Source organism: Acinetobacter sp. ANC 5600, from assembly GCF_002018395.1.
In the GTDB taxonomy this organism is placed as follows: domain Bacteria; phylum Pseudomonadota; class Gammaproteobacteria; order Pseudomonadales; family Moraxellaceae; genus Acinetobacter; species Acinetobacter amyesii.
This window is the reverse complement of sequence record NZ_MVKW01000005.1, coordinates 150,293-169,699: the sequence shown is the minus strand read 5'-3', so window position 1 is coordinate 169,699 and position 19,407 is coordinate 150,293. Positions and strand designations below refer to the sequence as shown.

Here is a 19,407-nt window from a genome sequence, read left to right as displayed (position 1 = left end):
AGCTTAAATTTTTTGTGCAACGGAAACTGTGAAAATACCAAACTCATCAATGACTTGATCGACTTTCTTGAAACCGGCTTGCTCAACCAAGGCATCCATTTCTGCTTGTGAGCGCAAACGCATGACCCATGCATCTCCTTGGCGATGTGAGGTCAGGGCACGGGCGATAAACTCTTGTTGCGGATGCCAAATTTGACCTGTGTAGATGAGATAACCATCTTTCTCAATGGCCTGACTCAAGCCTGATAAGGACTGTCTAAGTAAATCATTATCACTAAATAATTCGTATAAACCTGAGACCACGGCTAGAGTGGGTTTAGGTTCAACACTGGCTAAAGAAGTGGTATCAAATGCATCCGCTTCTACAAATTTGGCAATCTGGCTTAAACCTCTTTGCTCAATCATTGCTTGACCCGCTTGTACATTGATCGAGCTATAGTCTCTAAGCAGGATGGATTCAGGCTGTTGAGGCAGTTTTTGTACAGCATCTAAAATATATCGGCCATGGCCTGCAGCAATATCCATAATCCGTACCGCGTGTTGGGCATCATTTAACTTAGAAGCATATTTCGTTAATAGCGCTTCAATATTTTGTTTTCTAACGCGAATACCACGCCAACCAATCGCATTTAAATATTGTCGATCGATGATTTTACCCAGTGCATTTTGGTTTTCTGATTGATCACGATAGACAAAATCTAAGGTGCTGCCAGAGTCATATCCTGTCTCTTCACCAATTTTTAAACCTTTAGAAAAGAGACTACCAATTTTAAGATTTTGTTTGGTTAAGCTCCAAAATGCATGTTTTAAAGAGTGTTTTGGAAGCGTTGAACTTAATGTTTCTGCAACGGCACAGCTTGGGCCAATTTTATCTGCATCTAAAAGTTTAGGTGCGGAATAGGGTTGTTTAAAACATTGTTGAATAAAGCGATGGATTTTATCTGTGGCGATTTTTCGATGTTTTTCACCCAAAGTATCATGATAAAAACCGTCTAAGACGTGAAATTCCTTCATTGGATGTGGGAGTTTTTGATAAAACGCCAATTGCGGTTTTTGATGCACCACGAAGTCAGATCCTGAACATAAGACTTGAGTAGGAACAAAAATATTTTGTGCATCTTTAACGATTCGATCTGAAGCTGCGTATAGCCCCAGCAGCATCCGGACTGAAATGGCCCGAGCGATTTTTGGGTCAGTATCATAACTTTGCGCACGTGCAGTATCGTGTGTCAACATTTTGGCTTTGACATAACTATTAATAAAAAAGTTGCCAGCGAATTTATTGAGAAGTGTTAAGCCAGGTTTTGCAAAAGGCACATAGAGTTTGATGTCAAATGCAGGCGACGCAAGGCATAAAGCACGGATTCTAGGGGCATAATCATGCACCCATGTCGCGGCTAAAACAGCGCCAACGCTTTGAGCTACAATTGCTATATTTTCTGATCGAATTTGGTAATTTTGTTCTATATGCTGAACAAAATATTGAATGTCTTGAACGCATGCAGAAAAGCTCGGTGCATCTCCTCGTTCACCAGGAGTATTGCCATGGCCTCGCGCATCCCAAGCGAAAAAATCAAAATCAGGCAAATTCAATTCATTGACCAAATGCGCCATTCGTCCCGAATGTTCATGGCCACGATGAAATAAGATCACCGCTTTTTTCTTACGGTTGCTTTTTAAACTGCTATTTTCCCAATGTTGATAAAACAAGGATGTTCCATCATGGCTCGTAAAGGTATGCTGAGTATTGTTATACATTGTGTTGTTCTCAAAATAATGAATCGACTGACGATCTAAACTGAAATTTATTGTGGGTTGATAATGCTATTTTTAATGCGGTTATAAATCGTGATAAATAATAAAAAGATGATAATAATCAAAATACTATTGCAAATAAGAGACAATGTATTTAAACCGAAGTTAAATATAGAAGAAGTCACGATCACTATACAGATGATACTAAATACAAAAGCACGGTCACTTTTTCCCATTGGACCATCGTAGCGACGTTCTTGACCCACTAATGGCGCCATCACACCTGTATATTCAGCAAGTATGGCGAGAAAACAGGTTAAAATAAGTAATTCAGCTTGAATAAAAGCAAAGCAAATTAAACTAAAATAGAGTGCTGAGTCAGAAATCACATCACATAATTCATTATAAAAAGCACCGAGTTTGGATTGTTGGTTGAACTCACGTGCCAGCATGCCATCTATGGCATTGAAGCCCATTCGAATAAGCATCCACACGGGGAAAATCAACAGTAAAATGCCAATACCGTTGTGAGAGAAATAGATATACATAAAAAATGCCACAGCTAGCGAAATGAACATTGCTAGTAGTGTTACTTGATTTGCTGTAATACCAAGATGCTGAAGTGATTTAACCAAAGGTCGAAGTAGGTTTTGAAATGCAGGTTTAAGTTGGTAGATCGAAGGCATATTATTGTTATAGCGGTATGATTTGCATGAATTTTATACGCTTGATGCTTAACTTAACAAGAATTTGAATGTTAAAGATTGTCACAGGCCTCACGATTCGCCTGTATAACGCATTAAATTTTCTTGTGTAGTACTTGCGACTAATTTTCCATCTTGCCACATTTGCCCATGACTAAGCCCACGTGATTGGGAGGTTCGGGTGGTATTCATGTCATAGAAAACCCAATCATCCACCCGAAAGGTATGATGAAAATACATCGAATGATCAAGGCTGGTTGCGATGATTTCAGGAGACAGATAATTTAAACCATGTGTTTTGAGCGCCGCAGAATATAAATTATAGTCTGAATAATATGCTGCAATGGCCTGATGTATATGAAGTTGGTCAAATTGTGCATCCAAGGCATCATGGAGTTTTAAATATTCTGCATATTGATTTTGATTTAAGACAGAAGCTTGACCGGACGGTGGAAAATCTGTCAGCACGTATTCAATCGGTTTAGATATAAGCTGAAAAGGCTGTAAAAATGTGGCCAGATATTCAGGTGAAATAGATGATTGGATTTGCGATTTATAGAATTGCTCCTCTTTGAGCATACTTGGTGGAAACTGTTGGATCAGATCTGGTTCGGGTATTTGATACTCCATACCCGTTTCGTTTTTCATATAGGACAACATCACCATATATATTGGTTTGCCATGCTGTATGGCGGTCACTTGTCGTGTAGAAAAACTATGGCTATCACGTAAATTTTCGACTTTAAATAATACGGGATGATTTGCAAGACCCGCAGAAATAAAGTTGGCATGTAAAGAGTGGAGTGGGAGTGTGCAGGTAAAGGATGCACTGACTATGCTCTGAGCAAGTAATTGCCCACCAAAAATATGGTCACCAAACAGAGGTTTGCTCTGTACCAAAAAGTAGCACTGATCTTTGGGCACTACAGATAATAATTGGATGAGGTCTTGAGTCAGCGTTGTCATATTTTTTTGAAATTTTTGCTTTATTTAAATGTATTCAACTCAAACTTATTGCACAAGTCATGTTAATGAAAAATATAAAAGTGTTCGCCGGTCTTTCTAGAATAGGCTTATAATCGAGTTTTCCTAGTTGTCCGAATGGAATGACGAAAAAGCAATGACACCTGCATGTAAACTCTTAAAATCTAATAAAATCGACTTTACAATTCATGAATATGACCATGACCCAGAAGCAAAAAGTTTTGGTTTAGAAGCTGCGGAAAAACTTGGTTTAACGGTCGAAGAAGTCTTTAAAACCTTGATGGTTACGGACGATAAAAATTACTTTGTTGCCGTATTGCCAGTTGAATATCAGCTAAATTTGAAAAAAGTAGCCACAGCATTTGGCTGTAAAAAACTCAAAATGGCTGACCCAAAAGATGCAGAGCGTTTAACCGGTTATTTGGTTGGTGGTATTAGTCCAGTTGGACAGAAAAAACGCTTAAAAACTGTGATCGATGCTTCTGCACAGAACTTAGTTAAAATCTATGTGAGTGGTGGTAAGCGTGGTTTGGATATTGGTTTAAAACCCGAAGATTTAGCAAAAGTTTTGGGTGCAAACTTTGCTGATGTGATAGATGTTTAAGTGCGGTTTGACTACTTAAATTTAAGTGAATTTAGAGGGAATACCTTCCACTTCACAATCTATAAAATAACAAAAGCCGCATTAAGCGGCTTTTTGGTTCGATGTCACATCTTAATTGGGGATATTTGAAGGAGAAATCACACATGAATATTCGAACTCTCCGGGTTTAGTCTCTTTAAGTAAGTTTTCCCAAGAACTATTCTTTGTTTTAATCCAGCCGTAAATATCTTCATAAAATTCAGGATTGAGATTAGCTTTTTGAATATATGATTTATTTAGAAGAAATTTAGTCATCAAACACATTGAATTCAGCTCAATTGGATTTCTATTTTTTTCTAAACTAAAATTGTTTTTTGCCTCAGCTTCGTATTTTCTTAACAAAGTTGCTTTGAGTAGTGTTGATTTAAATAATTCTATAGTTAAATCATTAGGAGGTGTTTGATTAGCAAGGGCAAAGAGATTTCCATCAATTCTCAACATAGACGGGAAAAAATTTGCCTGTACATCTAATTCTTGCTGAGGAGACGGTGAAGATTTACATCCTGTTGTTAAAATACTGCTAAAAATGAGAATACTTATAAACTTTAAAATTTTGATATACATCTAGGTGAAGTCCTTGTTCAGCTAAAACTTTTAACATTTTAATCTTGGTTAATACGTATTTTGTGCATATTAATACTGATCAATTCACTCCAACTGATTATTTTTAATTTGGAAGTTCTAGCTAAGACTACACTTTTGTTGTTTCTTTAGCTTTGAATAACGAAAATGCATGAAGTTGCAGAAGTAGAATTTAGTAAAACTTCATGTTTAGAGGTTGATTCATTAATAGCACTTAAAGGTGTTTAATTATAAAAATACTTATAAAAAATAGGTATTTAAAATCCGACTAAAACAGTTGTATTTTAATTTAAAAGCTGTAATTTGAAAGTGTGATCAAATTAAGAGACAACAAAATGCCTTATTCAAATTCGAAAGCGATTATTGAGCAAATCTATAATTTTGTATTAGAAAAACACAGTTTAGCATCTAAAAGTCGATTTATGCAGTTATCGATCTTCTTTAGAGAATTGCATGAAGGGGATGACTCAAAATTTACCGCAGATAGGTCTTTTTATTACAAAGGAATCTTTAACAACAGAGAAAAAAGTATATTTGCGAATGCTGCGCCAGACTTTTTTGATAAGCACAAGTTTTTGGATTGGGTTGTTAAATCAATTGATTGATTTCAACCAAATCATTGGAGTACATAATTCATGCTGTATAACCAGTCTGAATAGAAGATATTGATCAGAAATCAGTAGGTGTTTGTTATGAAATACATGCTAATTGGCAATAAGGATGTATGGCCAGTATGGTGTTAGTTAAAGTCTTCAATGATTAAAATTTAACTGCACATTTCGTTCCTTGATTTAAATAAAAGCTTGGTTAAAAGCAGAATATAAAAACCCATGTAAAAGACATGGGTTTTTAGTTTAAGTTGCACAATGTGATAATTCGGCTAAAAAATAAGCAATATGATTTATTTGTTCAATGCTAAATGAGAAAATTATCATTTAGTTCCATTTCAGAAAATTGTATAAATAAAAACAGAAAAGTTCATATTAAAAAAATTAATTTTTAAATACATAGAGATAAGACCAAATTTGCAATCCTGTAGCAAATCTTCACAAAAATGCAATTATTAATAATAATGATTATCATTAACATAGTTTCACGCTGGCCAGCGTACTAAGCATTACTTGCACAGTTAAAGAAACACAATTACATGACAAAGCTTGGAAAAGCTTAAAAATAGAGGATATGGTCAGATGAAAGAGCTTGCAAATCGCTTGGCGATGCAGCATCTTGTCAATGCATACTCACAAGAAACCGGTAAAGGTATTTTGCTGGAAAAGTATCAACAGAATTCATCACAATTGACGTTTAGCCAAGGCTTGACGTTGTTATGCATCCCCTTAGATTGCATACAATCACAGTTATTTGTACCACTATCTTATGTCAGCCTTGTTGGTAGACATCGTCTTGCAGATCTCCCATACGTTTTTAATAAAGGACAGAAACAGTCATTTAGTATCACCGCGATAGCGAGTTTATTACTTGAACAGCTCGTACAAGAGTCAGGTCATACACTGGATGCTTCATCATTATTAGAGCGTTGGATCGAAAGTCGTGAAGCGCTAACTCAATTTTTGACACTGCGTGAACATGATTTTGAGGCTTTGGTCCAAGCTGAACAAAGTTTCATTGAATCGGAACAAGCTTTAATTTTAGGGCACAGCATGCATCCTGCACCGAAAAGTCGGGTCGGTTTTGTGCATGAAGATTGGGAAAGGTATTCGCCAGAAGCCAAAGGTCTCAGCCAACTGCATTATTGGTTGGTGGCTCCAGAATATATTCAAGAAGGTTCTGCCCTAGATCAAGCTATATCAGCGCAATTGAAAAGCGAATTGCAATGGCATTTATCAGAAACTGATCAAGCACTACTGAATGCCTATTCACATTATAAGTTATTGCCTTTGCATCCTTGGCAAGCACGTTATTTACAGTCAAAAGCATGGTTTAAGAGCTTAAAAACCAAATTAAAAATTATCGATTTTGGCGAGAAAGGTTGGGCATTTTCACCAACAACTTCGGTACGGACTATGGCAAGTTTTGCAGCGCCGTGGATGTTAAAACCATCACTTTCCGTAATGATCACCAATTCAATCCGAGTCAACCTTGCCAAAGAATGCCACCGTGGTGAAATGACCCATCGACTTTGGCATTCAAGTCTCGGTGAACGTATTTTACAACAATGCCCAACGCTCAAAGCGGTGAATGATCCTGCGTGGATGGCATTGAGCATAGATGATGAAATAGTCGATGAAACTATTTGCATCTTCCGTGATCAGCCTTTCAGTGAAAAGCAGCAGGTAAGTTGTATTGCGTCATTGTGCCAAGAGCATCCTGCACAGCCGAAAAGCCGTTTTAATGCCTTATTTGAACAAATCGAAAAACAACAACCTGAACTTGATCAAAGCGCCATTGCGATCAATTGGTTTAAACAATTCTTAGCTATCAGTCTAAAACCATTAATGTATTTGTACCATCAATACGGAATGGCCTTTGAATCACATCAGCAAAATGTCTTACTTGAGCTTGAACATGCAATGCCTAAATATCTATGGCTGCGTGACAATCAAGGCTTTTACTATATTGAAGAACTTGCAGGTGAAGTCTTAACAGCGTTTCCAGAGTTGGAAGAAAAAGCGCATGCCGTGGGTTCAAAAGCCTTTGTCGATGAGCGCTTTAGCTATTATTTCTTTGGTAATACTTTATTCGGCATTATCAATGCAATTGGTGCAACTGGATATGTCACAGAGCAAGTGTTGATATCGATATTGCAAAATGAACTGTTGGACTTATATCAGGCTTATCCAGAGAGTTCATTGATTCATTCATTACTGTATCAGCCAACCTTGCCGTATAAGGGCAATCTGTTGACACGCTTGTATGAGCTGGATGAATTGATTGCCCCAGTCGATCAGCAATCGATTTATGTACAGTTGCCAAATCCTTTATGTGTGGAACAGAAGGATGTGCAATATGCTTGATTTTATTGGGATAGGCTTAGGGCCATTTAACCTTAGTTTGGCGAGTTTGCTACATAAGCAAAATCATTTGCAATATCAATTTTTTGAAAAGAAACCACAGTTCGACTGGCATGCGGGTATGCAATTGCCCAATACAGTATTGCAAGTGCCGTTCATGGCCGATCTGGTTTCCATGGTTGATCCAACCAGTCCTTTTAGTTTTTTAAACTATTTAAAGGCACAGCAGCGTTTATATAAATTCTATTTTTTAGAACAAGCTCAGATTCCTAGACGTGAATATAATCATTATTGTCAGTGGGTTGCAGACCAACTAGAGCATATTCAATATCAATCAACCGTAAAAGCCATTTATGCCCAAGAGCAAGGCTTTGAAGTCATGGTTGAGCAAGATGGACGTTTTAGACGTTATCAATGCCGAAATTTGGTCATTGGTTCGGGGAATGTTCCGCATTTACCACAGTGTCTAAAAGACATACAACAGCAATATCCGGAGCGCTGCTTACATTCTGCAAATTATTGCAATGCAGCGTTAAATCACTTGAAAGGTAATGTAGTTGTACTGGGATCAGGCCAGTCTTCGGCCGAAGTTTTTATGGATCTGTTTGATCGTCAATATTTGCAGGATCAGACGACAACAGCGCAGTTTAAATTGCATTGGCTGACCCGTTCTAATGGGTTTTTCCCGATGGAATATGCGCCGCTTGGTTTAGAGCATTTTAGTCCGGATTATACTACGCATTTTTATCAACTAAGTCCTGAAAATAAAGCCGAACTATTGAAGCAACAAAGTTTGTTATATAAGGGCATCAGTGCAAAAACCATCCGTGATATTTACCAAAAACTGTATCACCGGAGTATTGGTCAAAATATTCAACAGACGCATTTACATGCTCAGGTGGGTTTGGTCGATGCCGAGCCTCATGGTGCGGGCATCCGTTTGCAGTTTCAGCATAAAGTCACGGCAGAACAATTCTATCTAGATGCGGACTTTGTCGTGGCTTCAACGGGATATCACAGTCCAGAGTGGCAATATCTCAAATATCTAAAACCACTGATTCAATGTGATGAATTCGGTCGCTGGAAAATTAGTCAGGACTACCGCGTACAGCATGACGCTGTCGGTGAAATTTTTGTTCAAAATCAGGAAATGCACAGCCACGGCGTAGGAACACCAGATTTAGGGCTGGGTGCTCACCGTGCAGCGGTCATTGCCAATCAATTATTGGGTTTTGACTTATACGATTTAGGCGATCAAGCACAAAGTTTCCAACATTTTTCACCCAGTGAAAATACTGAAATGCACAGTATGGGCATTGTGAAGAAATCAGCGCCAACCAATATCCAAAGATCTTTATCCGTAAAAAAAACCATTGCCAACTATGCAATGAACCGCAATACGACTATGCCGAATAAGCAAGAACAGAATGCGGTTAAACTCGAGAAATTATAATGACATTTGCAAAATTACAGATAAATCAAACGCAGTGGCGCCGTGCAGGACAAAGACTGATTGAAATGGCGATTGCTGAATTTTTATATGAAGAAATTATTCAGATTCAGCAAGTGGAAAATAACACTTGGCAACTTAAACTAGATGACAAAACGTATCAATTTGAAGCGACTCAGTTTCTGCTTGGGCACTGGCGTATTGTTGAAGGGAGCGTTCGAGATTTAAGTGAATCGACAACAGAGCCTGCATGGAATCTGCATGAATTTATCCGTGCATTTTCAAATCAAGCTGAAGTGAAACCTTTTACCAAGGCCTATTTGATTAAAGAGATGAACAATACATGGTTGGCTGAAGCACATGTTTTCGATGAGCAAAGATTACTGAGTCAGGCTGTCTTGTCAGCGCCACACTATCAAATTGAAGGCATGTTGCGTGGACACCCTTGGCTCATTATGAGTAAAGGCCGTATGGGCTTTGGCTATGATGATTATTTAAGCTCAGCACCAGAGATTTCTCCAACGGTTAAAGTTCTGTGGTTAGCTGTTCATCGTGATTTAGCTAAGTTTCGTTCTACCGAGGCTTGGGATGCGCAAAGCTTATATCGCCATGAATTAGACTCAGGACAATTACACGATTTTCAACAGCAATTGGCGGACAAAGCCTTAGATGCTGCTGAGTATTACTTTATTCCTGTACATGCATGGCAGTGGCATCAGTGGTTAATCCCGACCTATGCCAATGAAATCGTCGATCAGCGCATTGTAGAGCTGGACATTGGACAAGATGATTATGTGCCAATGCAATCAATTCGTACCTTATGCAATACCAGTCATCCTGAACGGCATTATGTGAAGTTACCCGTCAGTATCTTTAATACGGCGGTCTATCGAGGTTTGCCTTCAAAACGAAATTTGGCTGCACCTGCGGTGACCGCTTGGCTGAAGGACTTACAACGTCATGATGCAGACCTGCAAAAAACACAGGTAGCATTTTTGGGTGAAGTCGCAAGTCTCACTTTACAGCAGCCGTGTTTTGATCAGATAGAGGGTGCGCCTTATCAATTTAAAGAATTGTTTGGTTGCTTATGGCGTGAAAGTGTAGAGCCATGTATTGGTGAACATGAGATGGCACTTTCCCAAGCCGCATTGTTACATCGAGACATAAACGGTCAATCTATTTTATCCGTGTTGATTCAGGCTTCAGGTTTGACGCCTTTGCAATGGCTGAAACGATTTGCCGAAGTTTGTGTAACACCGCTACTAATTTGCTTATACAAATATGGTTTAGCTTTTTCTCCGCACGGTGAAAACACCATGTTGATCCATGAAAATGGCTTACCGAAAAAAATGGTGCTGAAGGACTTTATTGATGATGTCAATTTAGTTGATGAAGATTTTCCTGAACTCGAAAATTTACCACCTGAAGGGCAAATTTTACTGCGCCATCCTGCTGAAGAACTTAGTCACTTTATCTTTACAGGTTTATTCATAGTGCATTACCGCTATATCTGTAATGTCTTCCTTGAAGATTATCCAGAGCATACAGAACTTGAATTTTGGCAGACCATCTCCAGCGTGATCGATGAATTTCATCAGGCGCATCCTGATTTGGCAGATCGTATTGAAAAATTCAGTATGTTCCGTCCACGTTTCGAGAAAATTTGTCTGAACCGAGTACGACTGTTTACCACCAGTTATAACGACGAAGCAGAACGACCAGTACCTGTATTTTTAGATCCAATTGCAAACCCTGTAAGTCCAAAAACTTTAAATCAGTGGGCGAAACAACTGCATATTGCTAAGCAGAAAATGACAACCAACCGTATTGCGTCATAAGCAGATTTTTGAGCTAAGAACAGAAAATATTAAACAAACTTAAAGGACGAGATCATGACAACGTTATCACGACAACTACCTGATTTTTATGAATACTATGAGAATGAGACGCAATACTACTTACGACAAATGCAATATCCACAAGATATGGCTTTGGTTCATAAATGGATGCATGAACCGCATGTGATTCCACAGTGGCAACTCAATAAGTCAGAAACTGAACTAAAAGTGTATTACGAAAAAATGCTGGCAGATGATCATCACCGAATTTTGATCGTAGGGGTAAACGGTAAAGATGTGGGCTACACAGAGATTTACGAGGGAAAACGGGATCGATTAGGTTTGTACTACGACGGTGACGAGCTAGATCTAGGTTGGCATTTGTTATTTGGTGAAAAGTCCGTTTTTGGTAAAGGCTATTTACGTCCTGTCATGCGTTTATTGAGCTTTTATATCTTTGAAAATGCCGCATCAGCCAAGATTGTGGGAGAACCTGATCATAGTGTGAAACCTTATGCCGTTGTGGTTGAAGACATGTGCTATGAAGCACAGCGCCTAATCCCAATGCCTGAAAAGACCGCCATGTTGTATTACTGCTTTAGAGAAACTTTTTATGCAAAATTTGGTCATTACTTAAACGACTCCAAGGCATTTCAGCATCAGCAATTAGCTAAGGCGGTGTCATGAGTTATCGCTGCACCCACATGCACATACTGGACATGCGCTTTTCAGCGCATGTTTCAGTGGAAGAGTTTGAACAATGGTTGACTCAAGTTGAGCGCTTTTTTCTGAAAAGTCAGCCCTTTGTTTTGGTTATGCAAACGGCTGAGGGAACAACTTTTCCTGAAGAATATCGGCAAATACAGGCCGTTTGGTACAAGAAGTTTAAACATCTCTTTTTTCAATATTGTTTGGGTCTGGTGCGTATTGCGCAAGATCCAGATGACTTCAAACGTTTAAACACACCCGCCCTGCATGCAGCGTGGCGTGTGCCTTATTACGTTTCATTAGAACAGTCTGATGCGCTGCAATGGGCAGTGCAGAGGTGGATATGCAACAACACTCAAGAAAATTAAATCATGCAATTTCACCATCTCAAATTTCAGTCCTGAGTTTGAGCGTCGTGATCATTTTGTACTTAGCACATGCATTGCCTTTGTATTTTTACAATGTGGCTTTGCCTGCCATTTTACGACATCAAGGGGTAGATTTACGCTGGATTGGCATGTTATCGCTGCTTTACATTCCATGGGCATTCAAGTTTTTTTGGGCGCCTTGGATCGATCAGCTCTATGTCAAAAAACTCGGTAAACGTAAAACATGGCTGTTGTTTACGCAAATCGCATTGGTACTGGGGGTACTGGTTTTAGCCTTTACGCAGTTTTCTTATGGGCTGACTTTATTTGTCATCGTTGGTTTATGGATTTCAACGTTTGCGGCAACGCAAGATATTGCGATTGATGGTTATACCGTAGAGAAATTTACCGAAGGCAATTACCGTCTGGGCAGTATGGCACAAAGTATTGGGGTGGCCGTCGGTAGTATGCTCGGTGGCGCTGCGACTTTATGGATTTACCAATATTGGGGTTGGCAGTCAGCGCTCACAACTTTAGCGCTGCTGACATTTTTAACCATGTTTGCTGTGTTTTTTATTCAAGAAGAACCAGAAACTCAACTTGCCAAAGCCAAACCAAGCCTACGACAAGCGTTTAAACGACCAGAGATTCGTTGGGCCTTGCTACTCATTGTTTGTTATCGCGTGGTTGAAGCACCCGCAATGGCGATGCTCAATCCCATGTTGATCGATCAAAAATGGTCACTGTCTCAGATTGGGGTGTTGATGTCTGTGGTGGGGGCCGGTGTCGGTCTGATTGCAGCCGTTAGTGCAGCTGTATTGCTGAAAAAAATCAAAGCAACGCAATTGTTGGTCTGGGCAGGATGGTTACGTACATTGCTATATGCCGTCATTGGGGCAGCCGTTGTATTGGGGTGGTTGAATCAATGGCATCTGCTTTTAGGTCTATTTGTCGTGCTGATGCTAGCCATTCGTTATATCGCCATGACATCACTTTATGCCTATTTCATGCAGACCAGTTCTAAAGAACAGGCGGGTACCGATTTCACTATATTAGTGTGCTTTGAATTGCTCGTTTACTTCATTGGCGGCGCATTTTCAGGCTTTCTCGCAAAATCATTAGGCTATGGACATTTTTACTTGGTATTGGCAATCGGCTCAGTAATCAGTGTCTTACTTAGTCAACGCATTGTTTTAAAAACACAAAATTTAAAAACTCAAACTCTTCCGACTCAATCGGAACTCTAAGAAATGGAAAAGAATATGAAACGTTTAGCTCTACCAATGCAACTGACGTGTCTCAGCCTTGCAATTTGCACTCAGCTTTATGCACAAGACGTTACGACAGACACTGCACAAAATACTGCGGTCGAAACGCAAACTGCAGAAGCCACTAAAATGGCCCCGATTGTCGTGACGGCAACCCGTTCTGCGAAAAGCATTGCCGATATTGCGGGTACGGTGTACAGCATTCCTAAAGAAGAAATTGAAAAACAAGCCAATGCAGGTAAAAGCACAGCTGATATTGTCGGTTTATTGGTGCCATCACTGACTCCATCAAGTGGTACAACGTCTAACTATGGGATGACCATGCGTGGACGTGTGGTGCAATACATGATTGATGGTGTGCCGCAAACGGGATATCGAGATGGATCTCGACAACTGGCGAGTATTAGCCCGTCGATGATTGAACGAATTGAAGTGGTCTCAGGTGCAAGTAGTATTTATGGTTCAGGTGCAACAGGCGGTATTATCAATATCATCACCAAACGTGGTGGATCGGAACCGCTGAGTTTTGAAACAAAAGTCGGTGTCACTTCTGGTAATAACTTTAAGTCTGATGCGCTGGCTTATGAAGCTGCACAAACCATGAATTTTAATCAAGGCAATTTACGCGGAACTTTAGGTGCAAGCTATACCAAACGTGGTGAAATACAAGATAGTCATGGCAACCGTATTGGGCCTGAAATTGCGCAAACTGACCGTCAAGATACCGATACTTTAGATTTAAATGGTCGTGTCAGTTGGAAAATTGCCGATGGTCAAACGCTGAGTTTCGGTGCGCAATATTATAATGATGAGCAAGATAGTGACTATGGCCCTGACTATGGTCCAAATTTAAATGCGCTGCGCTCACAGCCCGTGGGTGGCAAGCTGCCGTTGTCATTAAATGCGGCAAAAGGTTTACAACTTGCTGAACAACCACAAACTGAACGTTATAGCATCAATGCACAATATGAAAATCAGGATATTTTAGGGCATCGTCTAAACGCTGAAACGTATTATCGAAATGAAAAGGCACGTTGGTTCCCATCTGCACGTCAAATGGCCCCTGAACTCTTCTTGGTGTATCAGTCAGAAACCGATATTGATGTGTTAGGCGCACGTGTTGCACTACAAAAAGATCTTAACTTAAATGGTCGTGAACTGGGGCTAACCTATGGTGTGGACTATGAAAATGAAAAAGATCAACAAAATATCCAAATGTATGACAGTGCTACATTTATTCAAAGTAATGGTCTGAGTTATCAGCCGTTTAACTACTATGCCTTTGGCCCAGATGTTGAAACAGAAAAACTTGGCGTATTTGCCCAAGCGCAATATGAATTAACCGACCGTCTTGGCTTACAAGCCGGCATTCGCCATGAGCGGGTAGAGAGTGATGTCGATTCATCTGTGCCTTATATGGAAGCCATTACTGCAGATTTAACCCCAGGCTATGTGGCGAAAACACTGAATGGCGGCAAAGTAAAACATGATGCAACGCTGTTTAATGTTGGCGCGGTGTATCACTTAACAGATGCACAGCAAGTGTTTGCCAATTTCTCACAAGGTTCAAACTTGCCCGATGTGCAACGTATGCTGCGTGATGTGCCAGCAAATTCTGTGATTAATAGCCAAACCATTGACCCGATTAAAGTCAATAACTATGAGCTCGGTTGGCGTGTACAAAATGCCGGTGGTTTAAATGCCGGTGTGACGGCTTTTTATAATGACTCAGACAAGAGCCTGAAATTCGGTGCGCCGAATTACACCATTGATGTTATTGATACCGATGAACGTATCTATGGTGTCGAAGCCAATGCCAGTTATGAAGTTCAACCGAATTGGACGGTTGGCGGCACAGTTGCATATACCACGGGCCAATTTAAAAATACCCAAGGTGACTGGCAAGAATTGGATGCCATTCGTGTAGCACCTTTAAAAGGTACAGCATTTTCAGAGTGGCAATTTGATAATGACATGAGCCTACGTGTTCAAGCTTTAGCGATTGGCGGTACAGACAAAGCCCAAAAAGACGCTGTGAAATATGGATCTGCTCCAGCAGCGTCAATTAAAGGCTTTGCAACGATGGACGTGATTGCCAATGCAAAAGTAGGACCGGGTAATGTGGGCTTTGGTGTCTACAACGTGTGGAATACGGATTATAAGTCGGTATACAGTCAGTCGGTTGAAACTGTCTATGGCCCAATTTCTAGCCTAGCGGCTCAAGGTCGCACCTACGGTTTAAGTTATACGGTGAAATACTGATTTAAAGCCTGAATCAGGTTTAAAGCACGGTATCGTGACTTACAAAATAGAGGTGGCTTAAGTCACCTCTATTGTTTATAACGTAGCCATTAAAAATGGATAACAAAAATAATGGATCGAAATAACAAACTGTTTATTGCCGCCAGTCTTGCCAATGGTGCAAGTTTCTCGATGATATTGCCGCTGTTGGCGCCATTGGTTCGTGAGTTAAAACTTACTGAGCTACAAGGTGGCGCGATGGTTTCCGTCGGTGCGCTGCTGATGGCCATCGGTGCCATTTACATTTCAAAAAATCAATCCAAGTTTTCGATATATCAACTGTTGAGTATCGGTTTTGTGGGCATGGCTGTGACATGGGGGTTATTTACAGCCGTGTTGATGTATGGCCTTACTGTTCATATAGGGATGTTGCTGCTATTTAGTTTATTAATGTTGTCACGCGCAGCGACTGGGGTATTTATGGCGATGCCACAGATTGCCTTGCAAACTTATGTGATGACCCGTTTTAGCAATGAGCAGCAGCGTTCACAAGCGATGTCAAAATTTGGTGCATTAAACAGTGCAGGCGTAATCATAGGGCCATTTCTAACAACCTTACTGTTGGGCTTTGGTGGAATTATGACGCCACTGTGGGCAGCAATTATTATTTTAGCGTTGATTTCTGTGGTCTTGGTATTCAGCTTTGACCGACATACAGAACAGCATAGCGTTGAAAAGTCAGTAACTGAAAAGCATGAGTCACCATCTACGGATTTGAGCATTCAGCAATGCTATCCATGGTTAATGTTGGGATTCAGTCTCTATCTTGCCATCGTGACCGTTAATTTAACGGCAGGGTTTTATATTCAAGACCGCTTTAATATGACTGCTGCAGAGGGTGCAGTGCATTTTGCAGAGTGTTCTCTCGTCGTGGGTATCGCTTTGGTGGTTATGCAAACGCTGATTTCTAAATATTTAAATTGGTCCGTATATCGCTTACTGTGGGTTGGGCTGTTTAGCATGGCAGTAGCCTTGCTGATTTCGGTTTTCACCAATGAATTACGGATATTTCAAGCCACGTACCTGTTATATGGTATATCGGTTGCGTGTTTAATCCCTGCATTTACAACGGGTGCAGCGCAAACGGCGCCCAGTGCGTTACAGACCAAGGTGGCAAGTTGGTGTACAGCCACTCAGGCTTTGAGCTTTGTTGTTGGGCCACTGATTAGTACGGGTTTATATCAATGGCACAAAGAATTTCCGTATTATTTTTTATTTTTAGTGATGCTTGGTTTAATCGTATTCTTTTTATTTCAAATCAAAACTCAAACCGTGAAGCGAGTAACTGAGTGAAATATGCAGAGACTTGTATACTTACTTCAATAGGTCGGTGTGAAGATAGGACTATCCTGACAATAGTGGGCTTTGATTACATGATGTTACTTGATCGGTGATTGATCTTACAAAATAGATGTTTAAAGCAAGCACTTTGATTAAAAAATAATCACAATTGTTTCATTAATTCTCAAAGTACTGAATCAATAGTTTTCTCCGTTATTCTTTTCACATAAAAAATAACGGAGGTTAAATGCTTAAATTTAATAATGATTTGGTTCTGGGCGCCATTTTTGATATGGATGGAACAATGTTTGATACTGAACGTTTACGGTTTCAAACATTGAAACAGGCATCTCTTGAATTGACCGGTGTTGAGTTTTCCGAATCATATCTGATGAATTGTTTGGGGCTAAGTGCACAAAGCGCGCATCGATTGGCCCAAGCCGAATATGATGAAAACATTCCATACGCAGATATTCGCAAACGCGCAGATGAATTAGAGTTGGAGCATGTTCGTCAGTTTGGTGTACCGATCAAAAAAGGTTTGGTTCAAGTATTAGAACGCTTACGCAAGTCAGGACTGAGGATGGCCGTGGCAACATCGAGTCGCCGTGCAATCGCAGAAGAATATCTCATCAATGCCAATGTGTATAAGTTTTTTGATGTCTTGGTTTGCGGTGATGAAGTTGAAAATGGTAAGCCACATCCTGAAATATTTATGCGTGCTGCCGCAAAGCTGAATTTAAATCCTGCTGATTGTTTGATGTTTGAAGACTCGGAAAATGGTGTGACTTCGGCCTTTGACGCTGGCGGTATTACCGTACTGTTTAAAGATATTAAATCGCCCAATCAAAACATGCTGTCCAAAGCCAAATATTATTATGAATGTATGTATGACTGTTTGACGGAACTTGACCCGTTCACTGCGCATTTAGAGATGCCGCATGTGCAAGAGGCTTTTCCACAAACCCTTAATCAGCTCACTGTTGGTATTCATGGTTTTGGGGCGATTGGTGGTGGTTATTTAGCACAAATTTTGTCGCATTGGGATGGTTATACTCGCCCGAAAAAAATTTATGCTTCGACACGTAACCCTTTATATCGCTCTGCAGTCAATGCATTTGGTACATATTGTATTCGCTATGGTCAATTGTCTTATGACGAACGCATTGAAAACATGGCAGTCATTGATGCTGAAAATATTCAGCAGATGCAAGAGATGTACACAGAGTCGAGTTTGGTTGCCATCTGTTTGCCTGAAAAAGCGATTGCAGAAGAGGCCAAAACCATTGCACAAGGCCTGTATGCACGACATATTGCACATGATGAAAAAGCCATCGAACCCCTAACGATGCTCATCATTTTGAACAAAGTTGGGGCAAAACATTTATTAATGACACATTTAAAACAGGCTTTAACTGAGCTTGCAGGGGCGGTCGTTGCAGAGAAAATCATGCAACAACACTATTTTTGCGATACCGTGGTCAACCGCATGGTATCTAAGTTAAGTGACCAAAACTTATATCGTCAGCTCCGTATAAAATATAATATTTTTAAACAATTTCAATTAGATGAAGTTGAAGTGGATGCTCAATTAGACTTAGAAGATGCGACGAAATTAAATCCTGATCAGGAACGTCAAGCCACTTTATATGTTGAGGATATGCGCCGAAATTTCCACCCAAGTCATATACTGCAAAGCATGGATTTAATTTTATTTAACGCAGAATCTGACATGCCGATCTATGTAGAAAATAACAGTCCTTTGTTAGAAAAAATGCGTCAAATGATTTTGGTCGATCATATTGAAGATATTCAGCTAATCAAAAATCGCTTATGGAATGGCGTACATGCCATGTTGGCTTGGCAATCTGCACTGTTCAATCATCAAACCATAGGTGTGGCACTTGCAGATCATCGTGTTGATCAATTTATGCATGAACTCATTGACGAGGTGAAGGCTGGTTTAGCACTGCGCTTACCAAATCGTGCTTTTGATTTAACACGACTGGCAGAAAGCTTTATAAACTCTTGTGAACATGCGTATAAAGATCCATGTGCGCGTGTGGCACGAGATCCTTTACGTAAACTTGCAATTAATGAACGAGTGTTGGGCTCGTTGGTGACCAATGTGAAATATGGACTGGAGACAACGCACCTACAGCAAGGTATTGTCTATGGTTTGATGTATGCCGTGAGTGTTAATCAATGTTCGATGGATCAGGCTATCAACTTTATCCAGTTGCAATTTTCAGAACTGAAAAAGACAAACGAGCTTGAACAACTGCAACGGATCGAACAGATTGAGGCCAATGTAATGGTACAGTTGCAGCAATATGCTGAACAGTCCACAGAGCAGTTTACATCTTGGAAAAACCATGCTGTAACGCAAGATCAGAAAGATACTGCGAAATTTGCCTAAAATATAATGCTTATCTGTGCGCAATATATATTGAATCAAAATGCTGAGTATGACTCGGCATTTTTTTCTTACAAAGATGCTTTAGATGAATGAATTTCAGCTTTAAATGAATATTACTAAATCAAAATTGGGCA

Annotated in this window: 15 protein-coding genes; 11 read left to right on the top strand and 4 right to left on the bottom strand. The window is 39.9% G+C overall.

Translation table 11 applies throughout. The features are described from left to right. Positions 1-3 precede the first annotated feature (3 nt). From B1201_RS12690 to B1201_RS12680, 3 genes are all read right to left on the bottom strand, one after another. Positions 4-1,758, bottom strand: a complete 1,755-nt coding sequence (locus B1201_RS12690; RefSeq protein WP_078193854.1) for a bifunctional alpha/beta hydrolase/class I SAM-dependent methyltransferase — start codon at positions 1,756-1,758, stop codon at positions 4-6. Between the two features lie 47 nt (positions 1,759-1,805). After that, the gene (locus B1201_RS12685; RefSeq protein ID WP_078193853.1) at positions 1,806-2,441 is read right to left on the bottom strand and encodes a CDP-alcohol phosphatidyltransferase family protein; all 636 of its coding nucleotides are present in this window, start codon (positions 2,439-2,441) and stop codon (positions 1,806-1,808) included. 90 nt (positions 2,442-2,531) lie between these two features. After that, positions 2,532-3,425: an acyl-CoA thioesterase gene (locus B1201_RS12680; RefSeq protein ID WP_078193852.1), complete on the bottom strand. Its 894-nt coding sequence runs from the start codon at positions 3,423-3,425 to the stop codon at positions 2,532-2,534. A 154-nt stretch (positions 3,426-3,579) separates the two neighbouring features. On the opposite strand from B1201_RS12680, the gene ybaK reads away from it, so the two are divergent. Beyond that, positions 3,580-4,047, top strand: coding sequence for a Cys-tRNA(Pro) deacylase (gene ybaK / locus B1201_RS12675; protein WP_078193851.1), 468 nt, complete (start codon positions 3,580-3,582; stop codon positions 4,045-4,047). A 111-nt stretch (positions 4,048-4,158) separates the two neighbouring features. Here the strand turns inward: ybaK and B1201_RS12670 are convergent, their stop codons facing one another. Further along, a complete protein-coding gene (locus tag B1201_RS12670) occupies positions 4,159-4,650 on the bottom strand; it encodes a hypothetical protein (protein ID WP_078193850.1) in 492 nt (163 codons plus the stop codon). Positions 4,651-5,003: 353 nt separating this feature from the next. Between B1201_RS12670 and B1201_RS12665 the strand changes: the two genes are divergently transcribed. From B1201_RS12665 to mtlD, 10 genes are all read left to right on the top strand, one after another. Then, the gene (locus B1201_RS12665; RefSeq protein ID WP_078193849.1) at positions 5,004-5,273 is read left to right on the top strand and encodes a hypothetical protein; all 270 of its coding nucleotides are present in this window, start codon (positions 5,004-5,006) and stop codon (positions 5,271-5,273) included. Positions 5,274-5,858: 585 nt separating this feature from the next. Beyond that, positions 5,859-7,643, top strand: a complete 1,785-nt coding sequence (locus B1201_RS12660; RefSeq protein WP_078193848.1) for an IucA/IucC family protein — start codon at positions 5,859-5,861, stop codon at positions 7,641-7,643. After that, positions 7,636-9,093, top strand: coding sequence for a lysine N(6)-hydroxylase/L-ornithine N(5)-oxygenase family protein (locus B1201_RS12655; RefSeq protein WP_078193891.1), 1,458 nt, complete (start codon positions 7,636-7,638; stop codon positions 9,091-9,093). Before B1201_RS12660 ends, B1201_RS12655 begins: the two co-directional genes overlap by 8 nt. Further along, positions 9,093-10,928 (top strand): IucA/IucC family protein, encoded by a 1,836-nt coding sequence (locus tag B1201_RS12650; protein WP_078193847.1) that lies wholly within the window; start codon positions 9,093-9,095, stop codon positions 10,926-10,928. Before B1201_RS12655 ends, B1201_RS12650 begins: the two co-directional genes overlap by 1 nt. A gap of 54 nt (positions 10,929-10,982) precedes the next feature. Continuing rightward, positions 10,983-11,615, top strand: coding sequence for a GNAT family N-acetyltransferase (locus B1201_RS12645; protein WP_078193846.1), 633 nt, complete (start codon positions 10,983-10,985; stop codon positions 11,613-11,615). Further along, positions 11,612-12,004, top strand: a complete 393-nt coding sequence (locus B1201_RS12640; protein WP_078190999.1) for a hypothetical protein — start codon at positions 11,612-11,614, stop codon at positions 12,002-12,004. Before B1201_RS12645 ends, B1201_RS12640 begins: the two co-directional genes overlap by 4 nt. Then, the gene (locus B1201_RS12635) at positions 11,980-13,251 is read left to right on the top strand and encodes an MFS transporter (RefSeq protein ID WP_078193845.1); all 1,272 of its coding nucleotides are present in this window, start codon (positions 11,980-11,982) and stop codon (positions 13,249-13,251) included. The genes B1201_RS12640 and B1201_RS12635 overlap by 25 nt, the downstream gene beginning before the upstream one ends. A 15-nt stretch (positions 13,252-13,266) precedes the next feature. Then, positions 13,267-15,534, top strand: coding sequence for a TonB-dependent receptor (locus tag B1201_RS12630; protein ID WP_078193844.1), 2,268 nt, complete (start codon positions 13,267-13,269; stop codon positions 15,532-15,534). Positions 15,535-15,645: 111 nt separating this feature from the next. Continuing rightward, the gene (locus B1201_RS12625) at positions 15,646-16,866 is read left to right on the top strand and encodes an MFS transporter (protein WP_078193843.1); all 1,221 of its coding nucleotides are present in this window, start codon (positions 15,646-15,648) and stop codon (positions 16,864-16,866) included. 235 nt (positions 16,867-17,101) lie between these two features. Further along, a complete protein-coding gene (mtlD, locus tag B1201_RS12620; protein ID WP_078193842.1) occupies positions 17,102-19,273 on the top strand; it encodes a bifunctional mannitol-1-phosphate dehydrogenase/phosphatase in 2,172 nt (723 codons plus the stop codon). Positions 19,274-19,407: the final 134 nt, after the last annotated feature.

Coding starts and splice junctions, on each gene's coding strand:
- B1201_RS12655 (WP_078193891.1), top strand. CDS start 7,636: ATGCTTGATTTTATTGGGATAGGCTTAGGGCCATTTAACCTTAGTTTG.
- B1201_RS12640 (WP_078190999.1), top strand. CDS start 11,612: ATGAGTTATCGCTGCACCCACATGCACATACTGGACATGCGCTTTTCA.
- B1201_RS12645 (WP_078193846.1), top strand. CDS start 10,983: ATGACAACGTTATCACGACAACTACCTGATTTTTATGAATACTATGAG.
- B1201_RS12650 (WP_078193847.1), top strand. CDS start 9,093: ATGACATTTGCAAAATTACAGATAAATCAAACGCAGTGGCGCCGTGCA.
- B1201_RS12680 (WP_078193852.1), bottom strand. CDS start 3,425: ATGACAACGCTGACTCAAGACCTCATCCAATTATTATCTGTAGTGCCC.
- mtlD (WP_078193842.1), top strand. CDS start 17,102: ATGCTTAAATTTAATAATGATTTGGTTCTGGGCGCCATTTTTGATATG.
- B1201_RS12630 (WP_078193844.1), top strand. CDS start 13,267: ATGAAACGTTTAGCTCTACCAATGCAACTGACGTGTCTCAGCCTTGCA.
- ybaK (WP_078193851.1), top strand. CDS start 3,580: ATGACACCTGCATGTAAACTCTTAAAATCTAATAAAATCGACTTTACA.
- B1201_RS12660 (WP_078193848.1), top strand. CDS start 5,859: ATGAAAGAGCTTGCAAATCGCTTGGCGATGCAGCATCTTGTCAATGCA.
- B1201_RS12635 (WP_078193845.1), top strand. CDS start 11,980: ATGCAACAACACTCAAGAAAATTAAATCATGCAATTTCACCATCTCAA.
- B1201_RS12685 (WP_078193853.1), bottom strand. CDS start 2,441: ATGCCTTCGATCTACCAACTTAAACCTGCATTTCAAAACCTACTTCGA.
- B1201_RS12665 (WP_078193849.1), top strand. CDS start 5,004: ATGCCTTATTCAAATTCGAAAGCGATTATTGAGCAAATCTATAATTTT.
- B1201_RS12690 (WP_078193854.1), bottom strand. CDS start 1,758: ATGTATAACAATACTCAGCATACCTTTACGAGCCATGATGGAACATCC.
- B1201_RS12670 (WP_078193850.1), bottom strand. CDS start 4,650: ATGTATATCAAAATTTTAAAGTTTATAAGTATTCTCATTTTTAGCAGT.
- B1201_RS12625 (WP_078193843.1), top strand. CDS start 15,646: ATGGATCGAAATAACAAACTGTTTATTGCCGCCAGTCTTGCCAATGGT.